The organism is Streptomyces akebiae, from assembly GCF_019599145.1.
Classification (GTDB): Bacteria; Actinomycetota; Actinomycetes; order Streptomycetales; family Streptomycetaceae; genus Streptomyces; species Streptomyces akebiae.
Genome location: NZ_CP080647.1, coordinates 9,139,840 through 9,152,614, shown reverse-complemented (window position 1 = coordinate 9,152,614; position 12,775 = coordinate 9,139,840). Strand labels below are relative to the sequence as shown.

Sequence of the window (12,775 nt, the reverse complement as noted above, 5' to 3'; positions counted from 1 at the left end):
CATAGCTCCGCCGCCAAGCCACTCCGTGAAGCGTCCTCGCGCGTTCTTGGGGCTGGGGGACTCCGTTCACGGGTGTGCGTCCAGTCTCATGGCGCTCCATCGCAGAAGAAGAACGAAAGCGCTGTGAGCATCGCTCGCGTAGAGGCGCGGGTACGCGGAGATCTCCAAGTCCACGATCTCAACGATCACCGACAGCGTGATGGCCGGCATGACGGAACGGCAGAACCGTCCCCTGGACAGCGTCTACCCGGTCGTCTTCATCGACTGTGTGAACGTGAAGGTCAGGGACGGGCAGGTCGCAGGTCGCCCCGCTGGGGTGGTCCCAGCGGGGCGGTTGTCGGCGCCGTGTCGGCGTGGTCGGCCCATCACGACGAACGGGCCCGCCGTCTCCTGACCGTCCTGGTGTCCGGCCCTGAAGATCTTTTCGCGCACTCCCGCCGGGTAGTACTCACTTGGCCACATCGGCATCTTCCGCTGAGGGTGCGGCGTCGCCGCCGAGCTCGCCTCCGCGGTCGACGGTGCGCGACCTGGGCGCCAGCCACAGACGTTGCACCAGCGGGCCGGCCATCATCGTGGTGATGACGTCCATGGCCACCATCACGGTGAAGAGCCGGCCGTCGATGACGCCCAGGCCCAGGCCCACGTTGAGCAGGACGAGCTCGGTGAGCCCGCGCGCGTTCAGCAGCACGCCCAGCGTGACGGACTGCCGGGCGGTGGCCCCAGTGAGTCGGGCGGCGCCCGCAGCGCCGAGGAACTTGCCCGCGCAGGCCACGACGAGCACGGCCAGCAGCATGACCAAGCCCTGTCCGCCGAGGCCACGGAAGTCGACGGACAGCCCGGTGACGACGAAGAACACCGGCAGCAGCAACAGGCTCGACTGCTCCAGCCGCATCGGCACATCCGGGGCGTACGCGTCGATGTGCCGACGCGGTACGACGGCGCCGAAGATGAAGGCGCCGAACACCGTGTGCAGCCCCATCACGTCGGTGGCCCAGGCGGACAGCAGCAGTCCGCTGAAGACCACCCCGTAGACCAGCGTGCTGTCCCGGTTCCAGGACCGTTCGGGCGCCAGCAGCCAGCGCAGGCCGGGCCGGATCACGTACATCATGCAGAGGACCAAGAGGGCGGACAGCATGGCCATCCGGGCCAGCGGCCAGGAGCCGGTGGCATTCACCACCACGACCACGACGGCGAGCATGGCCCACGCCAGCAAGTCCTGCAGGGCAGCGCTGGCGAGCGCCACCTGCCCGATGCGCTCCCGGGACAGACCGTGGTCGGAGAGGATGCGGGCCAGCACCGGAAAGGCTGTGATGGACATGGCCGCCCCGAGGAACAGCGCCGGGCCGACCAGCCCGGTCCGCTCCTGCTCCGAGAAGGTCCAGGGCGCGAGCACGAGGGCCAGGCCCGTGCCCAGCGCGAACGGCAGGCCAACGGAGGTGAGCGAGACCGCCACTACGTGGCGTCCCTGGCCGCGCAGATCAGCGAAGTCCAGGTGATAGCCCACCTGGAACATGAAGAGAACGAGGCCCAGTTGGGCCAGTATCTGCAGAAAAGGCCGGGCCTCGGTCGGGAACAGGACCGCGGTCGGATTTCCGGGGAGCAGACCCAGCAGGCTCGGTCCCAGCATCAGTCCCGCGGCTATCTCCCCCAGCACCGCCGGCTGCCGCAACCGCTGGGCGATCCGGCCGCACAACAACGCCGCGGGCACCACCACGGCAAGGCCGACAAGCACCTGCCGAGTGGTTCCGTCCGTCGCGCTACTACTGATCAGCATGACCCCTCCCCCATCACCGGTCCACCTCAGTTTCGAGGAGCCAACGGCCAGACAGAAATGCGCACTTGGACATCTGAACGGGGTTTCGGAGCGGCTGTGTGCACCATGCCGACCGTGAAGCAGGAGCCTGCCGGCACAAGCAGGAAGGGGGTCTACAGACCTGGCCCTGCGCACAGTGCTGCGCGTGCGGCGGTGTTCACCCGGCGCAGCCGCGACGTACATGTCAACCGCGCCCCGCTCCCGGGCGGGCTCGGTCAGACCGTCCGCAGCGCCTCCGTGGGCCGCATGCTGCTCGCGTCCCTAGCCTCTGACCGAAGCGAGCCCGATGACCTCAATCACCGGACCCGGCCAACCCACCAGGCTGATGCTCTTTACTCATCGCGCATCACCGAGGCGACTGCTTGTTGCCGTCACCGTGTGCCTTGTCTGCCTGTCCGGGAACGGTGGCGGTCCTTGGCATCGAACACCGCCAAGGACCGTGCCCCAGGCAGAAGCGCTCGCTCCAGCGGGCGTAGGAGTGTGTCTTCCAGTCCTCCCAGCGCTTCGGCGAGCTCCTCCGAAACATCCCGTGTGATCTCCTCCGCCACAGCGTCTGCCGGAGTGCGGGGGCCCAGCTTGCTGACCACGGCGGCCGCGCGAGCGGGGGTGAGGAGTGCTGAGGCCTGGGCCAGGAGCCAGGCGGGAACCCCGGCCGCTCCCTGCAGCGGCGGCAGATAGGGACGTGCGCCGTCGAACCGCTCGTCCTCCGCGAAAGACTTTTGCTTCACCTTGACAACAGGACGTATGCCTGTGCCGGCAGCCTTCGTCTCCGGCCATTCGTCGGCTGGCTTGAGGACGTAGCCTTCGGCAAGATTGTCTGCCAACTCGGGCAGCTCAAAGAGGGCTGGGACCCTTGTGGGGAAGGTACACGGCAGATCCTGGAGCTTGTTCAGCGCGCCGTTCCCCAGAGCTGGAGGACAGACGAGCTCTGCAGCGGCTGCTGCGTCACGCAGAGCACGGTCAGAGATCCAGCAGCGTCCCTCGGCCGTCTCGACTGAGGCGTCGAATGGCAGCCACTGCAGGCCCGGCGCGTACCACACGCCCGTCTGCACTGGCTCGGCCCCGGCGATGGCGGGAACATCCGGGTGCGGATAGCTTCCACCGGCCAGTTCACCGTAGATCGTCACCATCGCAGCGTCGCCCCACGAACTGTGCAGTGCGGAAGCGAAACGGGCCGCCGCTACCGACAGCATCGGCCAAATTCTGCTCACGCCGAAGAAACCATCCAGCGCATCATCGCCCAACAGCTCACGCCGCTTCGCCGGACGAACCCCCGCGCCATCACACACCACCGCAAAGTGTGCTCCATGCACTTTTTCCACCGCGATCCACTCCCGGACTCCGGACACGCCAAGCCCTCCCCTTGCAGAGATCTTGGGATACGGCCGTAGTGCGGGACCCGCAGACGCAGCATCGAGCATGAGGAGGATCATCGCTGCCTGCCCAGCCCCGGGCAACCAGAATTCACCGCGACAACTCTGAAAGATCAACCCATGCGAGGCAGCTGCAGCTGTCCTTGCAACTCAACGGGCACCTGAAGACCCAGTGACCTTCAATTGACCTTCGTCTTCTGAAGACCGCCCGGCGGGTCACCGAAAGTCCCCCAGAGCCTTCAAAAACCCCTTTGAAAACCAGGGTGGTTCGACAATCCCCGACCACCGTTTTCTGACATGACCCGGGGCCATGACCGCCCTCGAACCGGCCGACGCGCCGGTCCTCCTCGTCGCCGAGCCGCTCGTCCGCACCGAAATCAAGATCGGATACGCCCGGGTCCCCACCGGCGGCCAGAAGCTGGAGCGGCAGCTCGACGCGCTCACCACCGCCGGATGCCGGAAGATCTTCGCGGACAAGAAGTCCGGCAAGAACGCCCTCTGTGCTCCTCGCACCCGCGGGGGTGGTCCGATGTCCCCGGCGACGCTCAGGCGCCTTGGCCTTGGTGGCCTTGCCGGACGCAACACTGCCCGCCTTGCGCTGGCGGCCGACGTTCCTGCCTCAGTCCGCGCCGCTCTCACCGGGACCAGCGTCGACAACGCGACGGACTGGACGAATTCGTCAAGCGCGACCGGACCGGCTACATCTGCTGCTGGCGAAGCGACAGCTGACAAGTCCCGGTTGGCGGCGCGTCTCTCCATCGCCGAGGTGCTGCACGACGAGTAGCCCGCCGGGACGGTTCACGGGTGCTCGGCGGACGGCCCTGCGGGCTCCTGTCTGCCCACGTTGACCAGCCCGGTCTCGTAGGCGGCGATGACGGCCTGGACGCGGTCACGCAGTTGGAGCTTGGCAAGGATGCGGGAGACGTGGGTCTTCACCGTCGTCTCGGCCAGGTGCAGGCGGTCGGCGACTTCGGCGTTGCTCAGCCCCCGGGCCACCAGGCCCAGGACTTCGCGTTCGCGCGGAGTCAATGAGGCGAGGTCGCGGTGGATCGTGGTGGCGTGGCTGTCATGCCGCGTGAATCGCTCCACCAGGCGGCGGGTGACGGCTGGTGCGAGCAGCGCGTCGCCGGAGCGGACCGTGCGGACGGCGGAGATCAGCTGCTCGGGGGTGACGTCCTTGAGGAGAAAGCCGCTGGCCCCGGCGGACAGCGCCGCGTAGACGTACTGGTCGAGGTCGAAGGTGGTCAGGATGATCACGCGGGGTTCGCCCGGGGTGCCGGTGAGGATGCGGCGGGTGGCCTCCAGGCCGTCCATCTCGGGCATCCGGACGTCCATCAGAACCACATCGGGCCGGGTACGGCGGACCGCGTCGACGGCTTCGGAGCCGTTGGTGGCCTCGGCGACCACCTCGATGCCGTCGGAGCGCAGGATCATCCTGAATCCGGTACGGACAAGGGTCTGGTCGTCGGCGAGCACCACGCGCAGTGGCGGCTCGGTCACGGTGCCTCCAGGGGGATGAGTGCCTCGACACGGTAGCCGCCGGTGAGACGCCGGCCGGTGTGCAGGGTTCCGTCGTAGACGGAGAGGCGCTCGCGCAGGCCGAGCAGTCCGCGGCCGTTTCCGGTGGCCGCGCCGAGGCCTGGAGCGCCGCCGGTGTCGGAGACATCCACCCGGAGCCGGTCGGGGGCGTACTCGACGGAGACGGTTGCCTGCGCCCCGGACGCGTGTTTGACCGTGTTGGTCAGGGCCTCCTGGACCACGCGATAGGCGGTGAGCCCGATGCCGGGCGGTATGGGGCGGGCCGCCCCGGTGATTTTCAGGTCGACCGGCAGGCCGGTGTCCCGGACCCGCCCGATGAGTGTTTCCAACTGCTCCAGACCCGGCTGTGGGGTCAGGTTCTCGGCGAGGGTCGCGTCCTGGTTGCCGCTGTCCATGGTGAGCAGGCCCATGACGTGGCGCAGTTCGGTCATGGCCGCCCGGCCGCTCGCCTCGACGGCGAGCAGTGCCTCGTCGGCCTCGTCGGGGACGGCTCGCATGACCCTGCGGGCGGCGCCGGCCTGGATGACCATGACGCTGACGTTGTGGGTGACGACGTCGTGCAGTTCGCGGGCGATCCTGGCGCGTTCCTCGGCGACGGCACGGCGCAGCGTCTCGGCCTGTTCTCGTTCCACGGCGGTCAGCCGGGCGCGGCCCTCGTCGGTGCGTACCCGCCAGGTGCGCAGGCCGTTGGCGGCCATCGCGAGCGGCCCGAGGATCCACAAGACCACGTACTCGTTCGGGACGATGCCCGGCTGATACGGGTAGACGTGGGTGGTCGAGGTGCCCGACGTATAGACCAGGAGGACCGCCGTCGGTACGGCCGCCAGGGTGGGGATCCTGTACGGGCTGTAGGCCGCGGCGCTGTAGACGGCGACGACGAGGGGGTAGAAGGTCAGCCGAGCGACGTCCTGAGGGGTGAGCAGCGCCAGGCAGGTCACCGCGCAGAGCACGGCGAGCGGGTAGCGGCGGCGGAGTACCAGGGCACCGGAGGTGACGAGCGCGAGGGCGCTCAGGGCCACCCGGGCGTCCGTTCCCGACGGTTGGACCGCCTTCGCCACACCGGGGAGGACCTCGCGAATCTGATTGTCCGCGACATCGATGGCGTAGTACACGGTGCCGACGGCGAAGGCCACCGCCACCACCAGGTCGAACTGCCGGCCGCGCCGGGTGAGGCGCGGTGCCGGCCCGGTCGGGCGCAGCGCACGACGGGCTGCCTCTCGCAGCCGGTCCACCGCGGTCGTCTCGTTCGTCACCGGCACATTCTCGCCGCCACCCCGCCCTCGTGGGATCCGTCCCGGAGATCACTTCCGGCGCACCGCCTACACCAGTCGCCTACTTCTCAGGGAGGACACCGCCCGGCCCTCGTTCCGACGGAGGACCGCAAACGGCACGGGCGAAGGACGTGGCCGCACCGGGAGCCCGCCTAGCGTCCAGGGCGCCAGATGCGTGGACACAAGGAGCCCTTCATGACCCAGCCGGTGATCGACCTGCGCGACGTGAGCCGCAGATACGACGACGGGCCGCCCGCCCTGCAGGACACGTCGCTGACCGTGCGGCCCGGTGAGGCCGTCGCGATCCTGGGGCCGTCCGGCAGCGGCAAGTCCACGCTGCTCAACCTGATCGCGGGCCTGGACCGGCCGGACACAGGGACCATCACGGTGGACGGCGTACGGGTCGACCAGTTGGGCGAGGCCGCGGCGGCCCGCTACCGGCGATCCAAGATCGGCATGGTCTTCCAGTTCTTCAACCTGCTCGACGACCTGACCGTCGCGGACAACGTCGCGCTTCCCGCGCAGCTGGCCGGCATGGCGCGGGGAGAGGCGCATCGCCGGGCGGCGGAACTCCTCGAAGTCCTCGACATCGACCGGCACGGCCGCGCCTACCCGGGGCGGCTGTCCGGCGGTGAACGCCAGCGTGTCGCGGTGGCCCGGGCATTGATGAACCGCCCGCCGTTGATCCTGGCCGACGAGCCCACCGGCGCGCTCGACACGGCCGCCGGTGACGACGTCAGCCGCCTGCTCAGGGACCTCAACGCCGAGGGTCAGACCCTCGTCGTGGTCACCCACGACCTCGCCCTGGCCCGCTCCTGCACGCACCGCACGGTGCGGATCGTCGACGGCCGAGTCGCCGAGGACGTCAGCGCGGAGGTGGCCCGATGAGCGCGCTGGGCCGGGTCGTGCGCTCGGGTGTGGGACGACGCCGGGTGCAGACGCTCGTGATCGGCCTGACCGCGATGATGGCGGTCGCCGCGTCCGTCCTGGGAGGCTCGCTGCTGGTGGTCTCCGGCGCGCCGTTCGACGACGCCTTCGCCCGGCAGCACGGCGCGCACCTGTCCGTCGAGTTCGACGCGGCCCGCACCAGGGCCGGGCAGGCGCAGGCGACCGGGCGGGCAGAGGGGGTGGCAGCTGCGGCAGGCCCGTTCCGCGCGGTGTCGGTCACGCCACGCATACACGAGGGCGCGGATGCGTGGCCGATGACCGTCGTCGGCCGTGGCAATCAGGACGGAGCGGTCGACGACCTCACGCTGACCGCCGGGCGCTGGGCCACCCGCCCCGGCGAGATCGTGCTGAACACCGACGCCTCGCTGTTCCCCACCCTCGGTCTCGAACTCACCTTCCCTGGCCTGCCGGGAGCCCCCATCCTGGTGGTGGTCGGCGCGGCCCGCTCGGTCACCCAGAGCGCCGACGCGTGGGTGACACCGGCCCAGGCCACCGAGCTCAGCACGCCCGACCGCCCCGGCGGCTACCAGATGCTCTACCGCTTCACCGCCGCCGACACCGCAGCCCAGGTCGCGGCAGGCCGTAAGGCCGTGACAGCGGGGATCAAGACAGTGACGGGAACGCAGTCCTGGCTCACCGTCAGGGCCTCCGCCGAACGCGACACCGCGCTGTACGTGCCGTTCCTCCTCGCGTTCGGCGTGCTGGGCCTGGTCATGTCGGTGCTCATCGTGGGCAACGTGGTCGCCGGCACAGTGGGTGCGGGGCTGCGCCGGATCGGCGTCCTCAAGGCCATCGGCTTCACCCCGGCGCAGGTCGTGCGGGCCTACGTGGGCCAGGCGCTGATCCCGGCGGCGGTCGGCACGGCACTCGGCGTCCTCGCGGGCCACCTGCTGGCCGTGCCGGTGATGTCCGAGACGGAGGACGTCTACGGGACCACGTCCCTGGCCGTCGCCCCCTGGGTCGACGCGGCCGTCGTCGTCGGGGTGCTCAGCCTGGTCGCGGTGACCGCATGGGCGAGCGCCTGGCGGGCCGGTCGGCTGCGCACGGTCGACGCGATCGCCGTCGGGCGCGGTGCGCACACGGATCGCGGCCGGTGGGCGGCACGCCTGGCCGGACGGCTCCCCGTGTCCCGGCCGCTCGCCCTGGGGCTGACCCGCCCCTTCGCCCGCCCCGCCCGCGCCCTGGGCATGGGGACGGCCATCCTGTTCGGCGCCGCCGCCATCACCTTCACCGTGGGCATGGGGGCATCGCTCGGCGAAGTGACGAAGGCCAGGGCCCACGACGCCGCCGACGTCACCGTCGCCGCCCCTCTGCCGGAGCTCGGCCCCGACGGCCCGATCGCCACAACACGGCCTGAGCCCGATCCGGCCGCCGTCGCCGCCGTGATCGACGCCCAGCCCGCGACCCGGACCCACTACAGCACCACGACCGCCCGGGCCACTGTGCCCGGCCTGGCCGGCACCACCGCGGTGGTCGCTTTCACCGGCGACGCCTCCTGGGGCGGCTACACCATGGTCTCCGGTCGCTGGATCGCCGAGCCCGGCGAGGCCGTGGTACCCACCGGCTTCCTCACCGCTACCGGTACGCGCATCGGGAACACGGTCACCCTGGGCGGCCTGGGCCAGGCGGTCTCGGTCCGGATCGTCGGCGAGGTCCTCGACCCCCGCTACGACGGCATGCAGGTGTTCACCGACGCCGCGACGCTCGCACCCGCGCACTCGGACCTGACGGACACCACACAGCACATCGCGGTGAAATCCGGTGCCGACGTGGCCACTTACGTCGACGCGCTCAACGAGGGCCTGAAACCGCTGGGGGCCACCGCCCGGCCCGGCGGGGCCGAAGGCGGCAGCGACATGGTCGTCACCTTGAACGCTCTGTCCGCGCTTCTGACGCTGATGCTCGTCGCCGTCGCAGCGCTGGGTGTGCTCAACGCGGTCGTGCTCGACACCCGCGAACGCCTCCGGGAACTCGGCGTGCACAAAGCCCTGGGCATGACCCCCCGGCAGACGATCGCGATGGTCGTCACCTCCGTCGTCGTGACCGGACTGGCCGGAGGCGCCTTGGGCGTTCCGCTCGGCGTCACCCTGCACGGCTGGGTCATCCCCGCCATGGGCCACAGCGCCGGCATCAACCTCCCCGACTCCGTGCTCGCCGTCTACCACGCGGCCGAACTGGCCCTGCTGGTCCTGGGCGGCCTGCTCATCGCCGTCCTGGGCGCGCTGCTGCCCGCGAGCTGGGCCGTCAGGGTCCGCACCGCCACCGCCCTGCGGACCGAATAGGAAAGGAACCCGAGCGGGCGGCCGCACGGAAGAAGTTGCCGTCGGTACCTGCCGAGCGTCCGGAGTGAGGGCGGCGAGTTGGCAGCCGCCTGCGGGGCTCAGCGATCACGCTGACGCCGGGCGCCACGTTCCACTTCCGTCGGCCCGATGCCGTACAGGCGATCGAGGACCTCCTACCAGTAACAACCGCTGTCATCGCGTGGCAGCGAGTGCGCACCCTGGTGGTGCTATCGCTCGATCCAGCGATAGCGCGTCGGCGGCGGCGCCGCCCCGCTCAGATCGGTGAGACTCCTGCATGCTCAGCGAGACGGGACACCACGGCTCATGTGGTGTCTCACCGAGGTGTCGGATCCGACATCCATCCGACACCGCCCGTGAGATTCCGACACGAAACTTGAGACCCTACACCGCACCCCCGGGGGTCGGCCCTACAGGATCCAGGGCACCGCCGCCATCTTCATGTGCTCCCTGCACCCGCGAAGGGTGGTCCTCAACTCCTCCTCCACCATGATCGAGCGGTGCCCGCCCCTGCAAGGGTCCCCCCTACGAAGGCGAACAGCAGAAGCTCGCTGTCTCGCGCTTCCCATACTCGCGGGGGCTGGTTCCGGGCGACGTGCTGGCGCGGTCCAGTCCCGTCCAAGACGGAGGCGGCACCGATGGCAGACCAAGATCCGGACCACACGCGGGCCAGGGGGCTGAAGTTTTCGTCGACTTGGGCTGTTACAGCTGGTCAGAACCATGCAAACCGTGTACCACCAGCAGACGAAGAACGTTCTTGTTTCATACAGTCCGAAGAAACTTGGGTTCTTCCAGAGCCTCAAGTTGGGTGCCTGGCGAGGGCTTTGCCCTTTCAGGCACCCATAGGCTGAAGCGACCATCCGTGACCGTTCAGCAACTTCCCGAACTCGTCCACCGAGAATCGGTGCCCGTCCCGGACCAGCCACGGACCGGCTGAGGTGCTACCTTGCGTCGTCCGCGGCGGTGCGAAGTGTACGAAGAAGTGCGGACGACGTCGGGCGCCGGACGTGGTCACACGGCGGCATGCTCGCGGGTTGTTTCAAGGCAGGTCCTCTTCGTGGACGATCACCCCCAATGCTCCTCCCGGTACCGCAGGAGACCCTCACCATGCAGCTGCTTGGTGGCGTTACCGACCCGGACCCAGAAGTCGGTGGCCGCGCTGCCGCCTTTGGCGGGCCTGGCGAACACGGCCTTGCCGGCCGCGGCCACGCTGACCCGGCAGACGACACGGTCGGCCACCTCGGGAAAACTGATCCGCACGGTGGTCGCGGTCGGGGCCGACAGGTTGTCATCGAGGACTTGGCGTACGAACAGTTCGTAACCATCGGGATCAGCCTGCTTCGGCAGGGTGGACAGATCGTTCTCGATCCCTAGTACGGTCCCGTCGTCACCGACGCCGACGAACAGGTTGCCGCCCTCCCCGTTGAGGAAACCGCAGACCGTCTTGACGAGATTGTTCTGCAGGGACTTGTCGTACTCCCCGGTGTGCACGTTCCAGCGGGCACTCGCCTTGAACTCGGTGCTCTGGGACTCACCGGCGGCGATCAGATCGGCCGCCGCAGTGGGCACGTACGCGGGTCGGTCCGCGCTGAGCGTCTCGAACGCCTCCCGTACCACTTGGGCGATCAGCTGGCGGCGTCGTTCCAGGAAGACCGCGTAGTCGAGCTGCTCCCAGCCGACCGGCAGCGCGTGCCACAGGGCCTGCCGCCTGACCACCTCCGGGTCCATCGCCTCGGTGATCCTGGGCCAGTAGACGTGAGGTGCGTCGGTGTTGCCCTTCTCACTTGCCGGCCAAGTCACATATGCCATGTTGGCGATGGCGTTGACCTGGCGTTTGTCGGTGATACCAAGACCCGCGAGGGTCTCGGAGTAGAACAGACGGTCCCGGGGAACCTTCCGGGCGGGCCTGGCCGCCGGATCCATCAGGTCGCGGATGTGCTGGTCGCCGCAGAGCAACTCGGCGTCCAGGATGTTCAACGCAGCCTGGTAGGCGAACACCACCGGGGAGTACGACGATGAGCTGTCGAGCCTGTTCGGCAGGGAGATGTCCCAGTAGTCACCGGTGAAGTGCGCGGAGATGATCCGGGCGAGTTCTGCGGCGAACGCCTGGCCGTCACCCTGCGGCAGGCCGCCGATCCGACCCAGGTCAAACTCCATCTGCGACTCGGGGGAGTTGGAGTAACGGCCGGTAGTGTGCACCATGAAGAACCAGCGCGCGATGACCGGACGGAGTTCTTCCGCCGACAGCCCGAAGTCGTGCAGTCCGATCAGCCACAGCGCGTAGCTGTACAGCAGGGCGGTGTCAGAGGTGATCATCTTGCGGCTACGGAAGCCGGCCGCGGTGATGCACTGGAAGAACTCGTGCCAGCTGGTCAGATCGAGGACCTGCGTGTGCGCCTGCGCCAGCCGTTCGAACTGTTCCTGGCGCCGCTCGGCGGACACCTTTCCGGTCTCAAAGTCCTTGCCTCGCAGCACGTTGTAGACGTGCTGGAGCCGGGCACGCCGGAAGGCCACGGCGACAGCGACGCGCAGGAGCTGGTCCGGGCTGGGGTCCAGGAACGGATTGCGCGGGTTCGGTCCGGGAAGTCCCGCGACCACCGCGGCCCGGCAGAAGTCCTCCAGTTGACGTCGGCCCTTCTCCCAGTGCACCGACATCAAGGTGAGGATGAAGTCGGACTGGTTGAGCTTCACTCCCTGGAAGTTGATACGGACGAAGATCTCCGCGACCTGCTCCTCGTCGGCTGCGGCGTCCAACTCCACCACCTGGAAACGGAAGTCGTGCAGGCCCCGGACACGGTCAATCCGCTCCTCCAGCTCGTCCCTCGTCGCGGTCGGCAGGGGCTCGCCTGCGGCCTGTTCGAGCCGGTGGAAGAACTCCCGGACGGCGCCACGGTGGCCGCCCGGGGCCCAGAGCTTGGTGATGTCCGGGATGTAGGCGGTGTCTCGCTCGATTGCCGCGTCCGTGACCTCGAACGTCTGGTCCTGCGGGTGGAAGGCGATCCGCAGCGTGACCTCGTCGAAGGACTTGTTGACGACCTTGCGCCCGGTGAGTACGGCGAACAATGCGGTGAGCCGCTGCTGCCCGTCCACGACCAGCCGTTGGGGCGCCCGGTCGCCCGTTCCCGTCCCGATCTGCCGGGTCCCCACCTCGGCTCCGGTCTCCCAGAACATCAGGGTGCCGATCGGGTAGCCGCGGTACATCGAGTCGAAGAGATCGCGGGTCTTCGTGGCGGACCAGACGAACGGCCGCTGAATGTCGGGAAGCCCGATCCTTCCACCCTCGATGTCCTCTATCAGGTGCCGAAGGGTGTAACCCGTGTCGCGGTAGAGGGTGGGTGGCACGGCGCGGGCTCCTCACGTCAGCGGGCCAGTCAGGGCGGATACTTCGGTTGCTTCAGCGACTGAGACAAACAGAGAAAGAGAACAACATCAGAGACTTACCACGTGAGTTGCTCTTGTTGCAGCAAAGTTGAGGTGCCGATGGCTGACCGCTGGCCGTCGGTCAAGCAGAGCGAGGTCGTCGTCGATGGC

Annotated in this window: 8 protein-coding genes and 1 pseudogene; 4 read left to right on the top strand and 5 right to left on the bottom strand. The window is 68.8% G+C overall.

Annotated features, from left to right (window positions below):
• Window positions 1-154 precede the first annotated feature (154 nt).
• Window positions 155-310, top strand: a pseudogene (locus K1J60_RS39790) (transposase); the annotation flags it as partial.
• 138 nt (window positions 311-448) lie between these two features.
• Here K1J60_RS39790 and K1J60_RS39785 read toward each other — a convergent pair.
• Window positions 449-1,774 carry a cation:proton antiporter gene (locus K1J60_RS39785; RefSeq protein ID WP_220650448.1) on the bottom strand — a complete coding sequence of 442 codons (1,326 nt, stop codon included), beginning with the start codon at window positions 1,772-1,774 and terminating at the stop codon, window positions 449-451.
• A 410-nt stretch (window positions 1,775-2,184) separates the two neighbouring features.
• Window positions 2,185-3,162: an RNA ligase family protein gene (locus tag K1J60_RS39780; RefSeq protein ID WP_220650447.1), complete on the bottom strand. Its 978-nt coding sequence runs from the start codon at window positions 3,160-3,162 to the stop codon at window positions 2,185-2,187.
• A gap of 334 nt (window positions 3,163-3,496) precedes the next feature.
• Here K1J60_RS39780 and K1J60_RS47290 point away from each other — a divergent pair, with 334 nt between their 5' ends.
• Window positions 3,497-3,970: a recombinase family protein gene (locus K1J60_RS47290; protein WP_398683939.1), complete on the top strand. Its 474-nt coding sequence runs from the start codon at window positions 3,497-3,499 to the stop codon at window positions 3,968-3,970.
• A 14-nt stretch (window positions 3,971-3,984) separates the two neighbouring features.
• Here the strand turns inward: K1J60_RS47290 and K1J60_RS39770 are convergent, their stop codons facing one another.
• Both K1J60_RS39770 and K1J60_RS39765 read right to left on the bottom strand, forming a co-directional pair.
• Window positions 3,985-4,686: a response regulator gene (locus tag K1J60_RS39770; RefSeq protein WP_220650446.1), complete on the bottom strand. Its 702-nt coding sequence runs from the start codon at window positions 4,684-4,686 to the stop codon at window positions 3,985-3,987.
• Window positions 4,683-5,978, bottom strand: coding sequence for a sensor histidine kinase (locus tag K1J60_RS39765; RefSeq protein ID WP_259408115.1), 1,296 nt, complete (start codon window positions 5,976-5,978; stop codon window positions 4,683-4,685). Before K1J60_RS39765 ends, K1J60_RS39770 begins: the two co-directional genes overlap by 4 nt.
• A 213-nt stretch (window positions 5,979-6,191) precedes the next feature.
• On the opposite strand from K1J60_RS39765, the gene K1J60_RS39760 reads away from it, so the two are divergent.
• Window positions 6,192-6,884, top strand: coding sequence for an ABC transporter ATP-binding protein (locus K1J60_RS39760; RefSeq protein ID WP_220650445.1), 693 nt, complete (start codon window positions 6,192-6,194; stop codon window positions 6,882-6,884).
• Window positions 6,881-9,226, top strand: a complete 2,346-nt coding sequence (locus tag K1J60_RS39755; RefSeq protein ID WP_220650444.1) for an ABC transporter permease — start codon at window positions 6,881-6,883, stop codon at window positions 9,224-9,226. Before K1J60_RS39760 ends, K1J60_RS39755 begins: the two co-directional genes overlap by 4 nt.
• A 1,083-nt stretch (window positions 9,227-10,309) precedes the next feature.
• On the opposite strand, the gene K1J60_RS39750 is transcribed toward K1J60_RS39755, so the two are convergent.
• Window positions 10,310-12,586: a GmrSD restriction endonuclease domain-containing protein gene (locus tag K1J60_RS39750; protein ID WP_220650443.1), complete on the bottom strand. Its 2,277-nt coding sequence runs from the start codon at window positions 12,584-12,586 to the stop codon at window positions 10,310-10,312.
• Between the last annotated feature and the right edge of the window lie 189 nt (window positions 12,587-12,775).

Coding starts and splice junctions, on each gene's coding strand:
- K1J60_RS39785 (WP_220650448.1), bottom strand. CDS start 1,774: ATGCTGATCAGTAGTAGCGCGACGGACGGAACCACTCGGCAGGTGCTT.
- K1J60_RS47290 (WP_398683939.1), top strand. CDS start 3,497: ATGACCGCCCTCGAACCGGCCGACGCGCCGGTCCTCCTCGTCGCCGAG.
- K1J60_RS39760 (WP_220650445.1), top strand. CDS start 6,192: ATGACCCAGCCGGTGATCGACCTGCGCGACGTGAGCCGCAGATACGAC.
- K1J60_RS39755 (WP_220650444.1), top strand. CDS start 6,881: ATGAGCGCGCTGGGCCGGGTCGTGCGCTCGGGTGTGGGACGACGCCGG.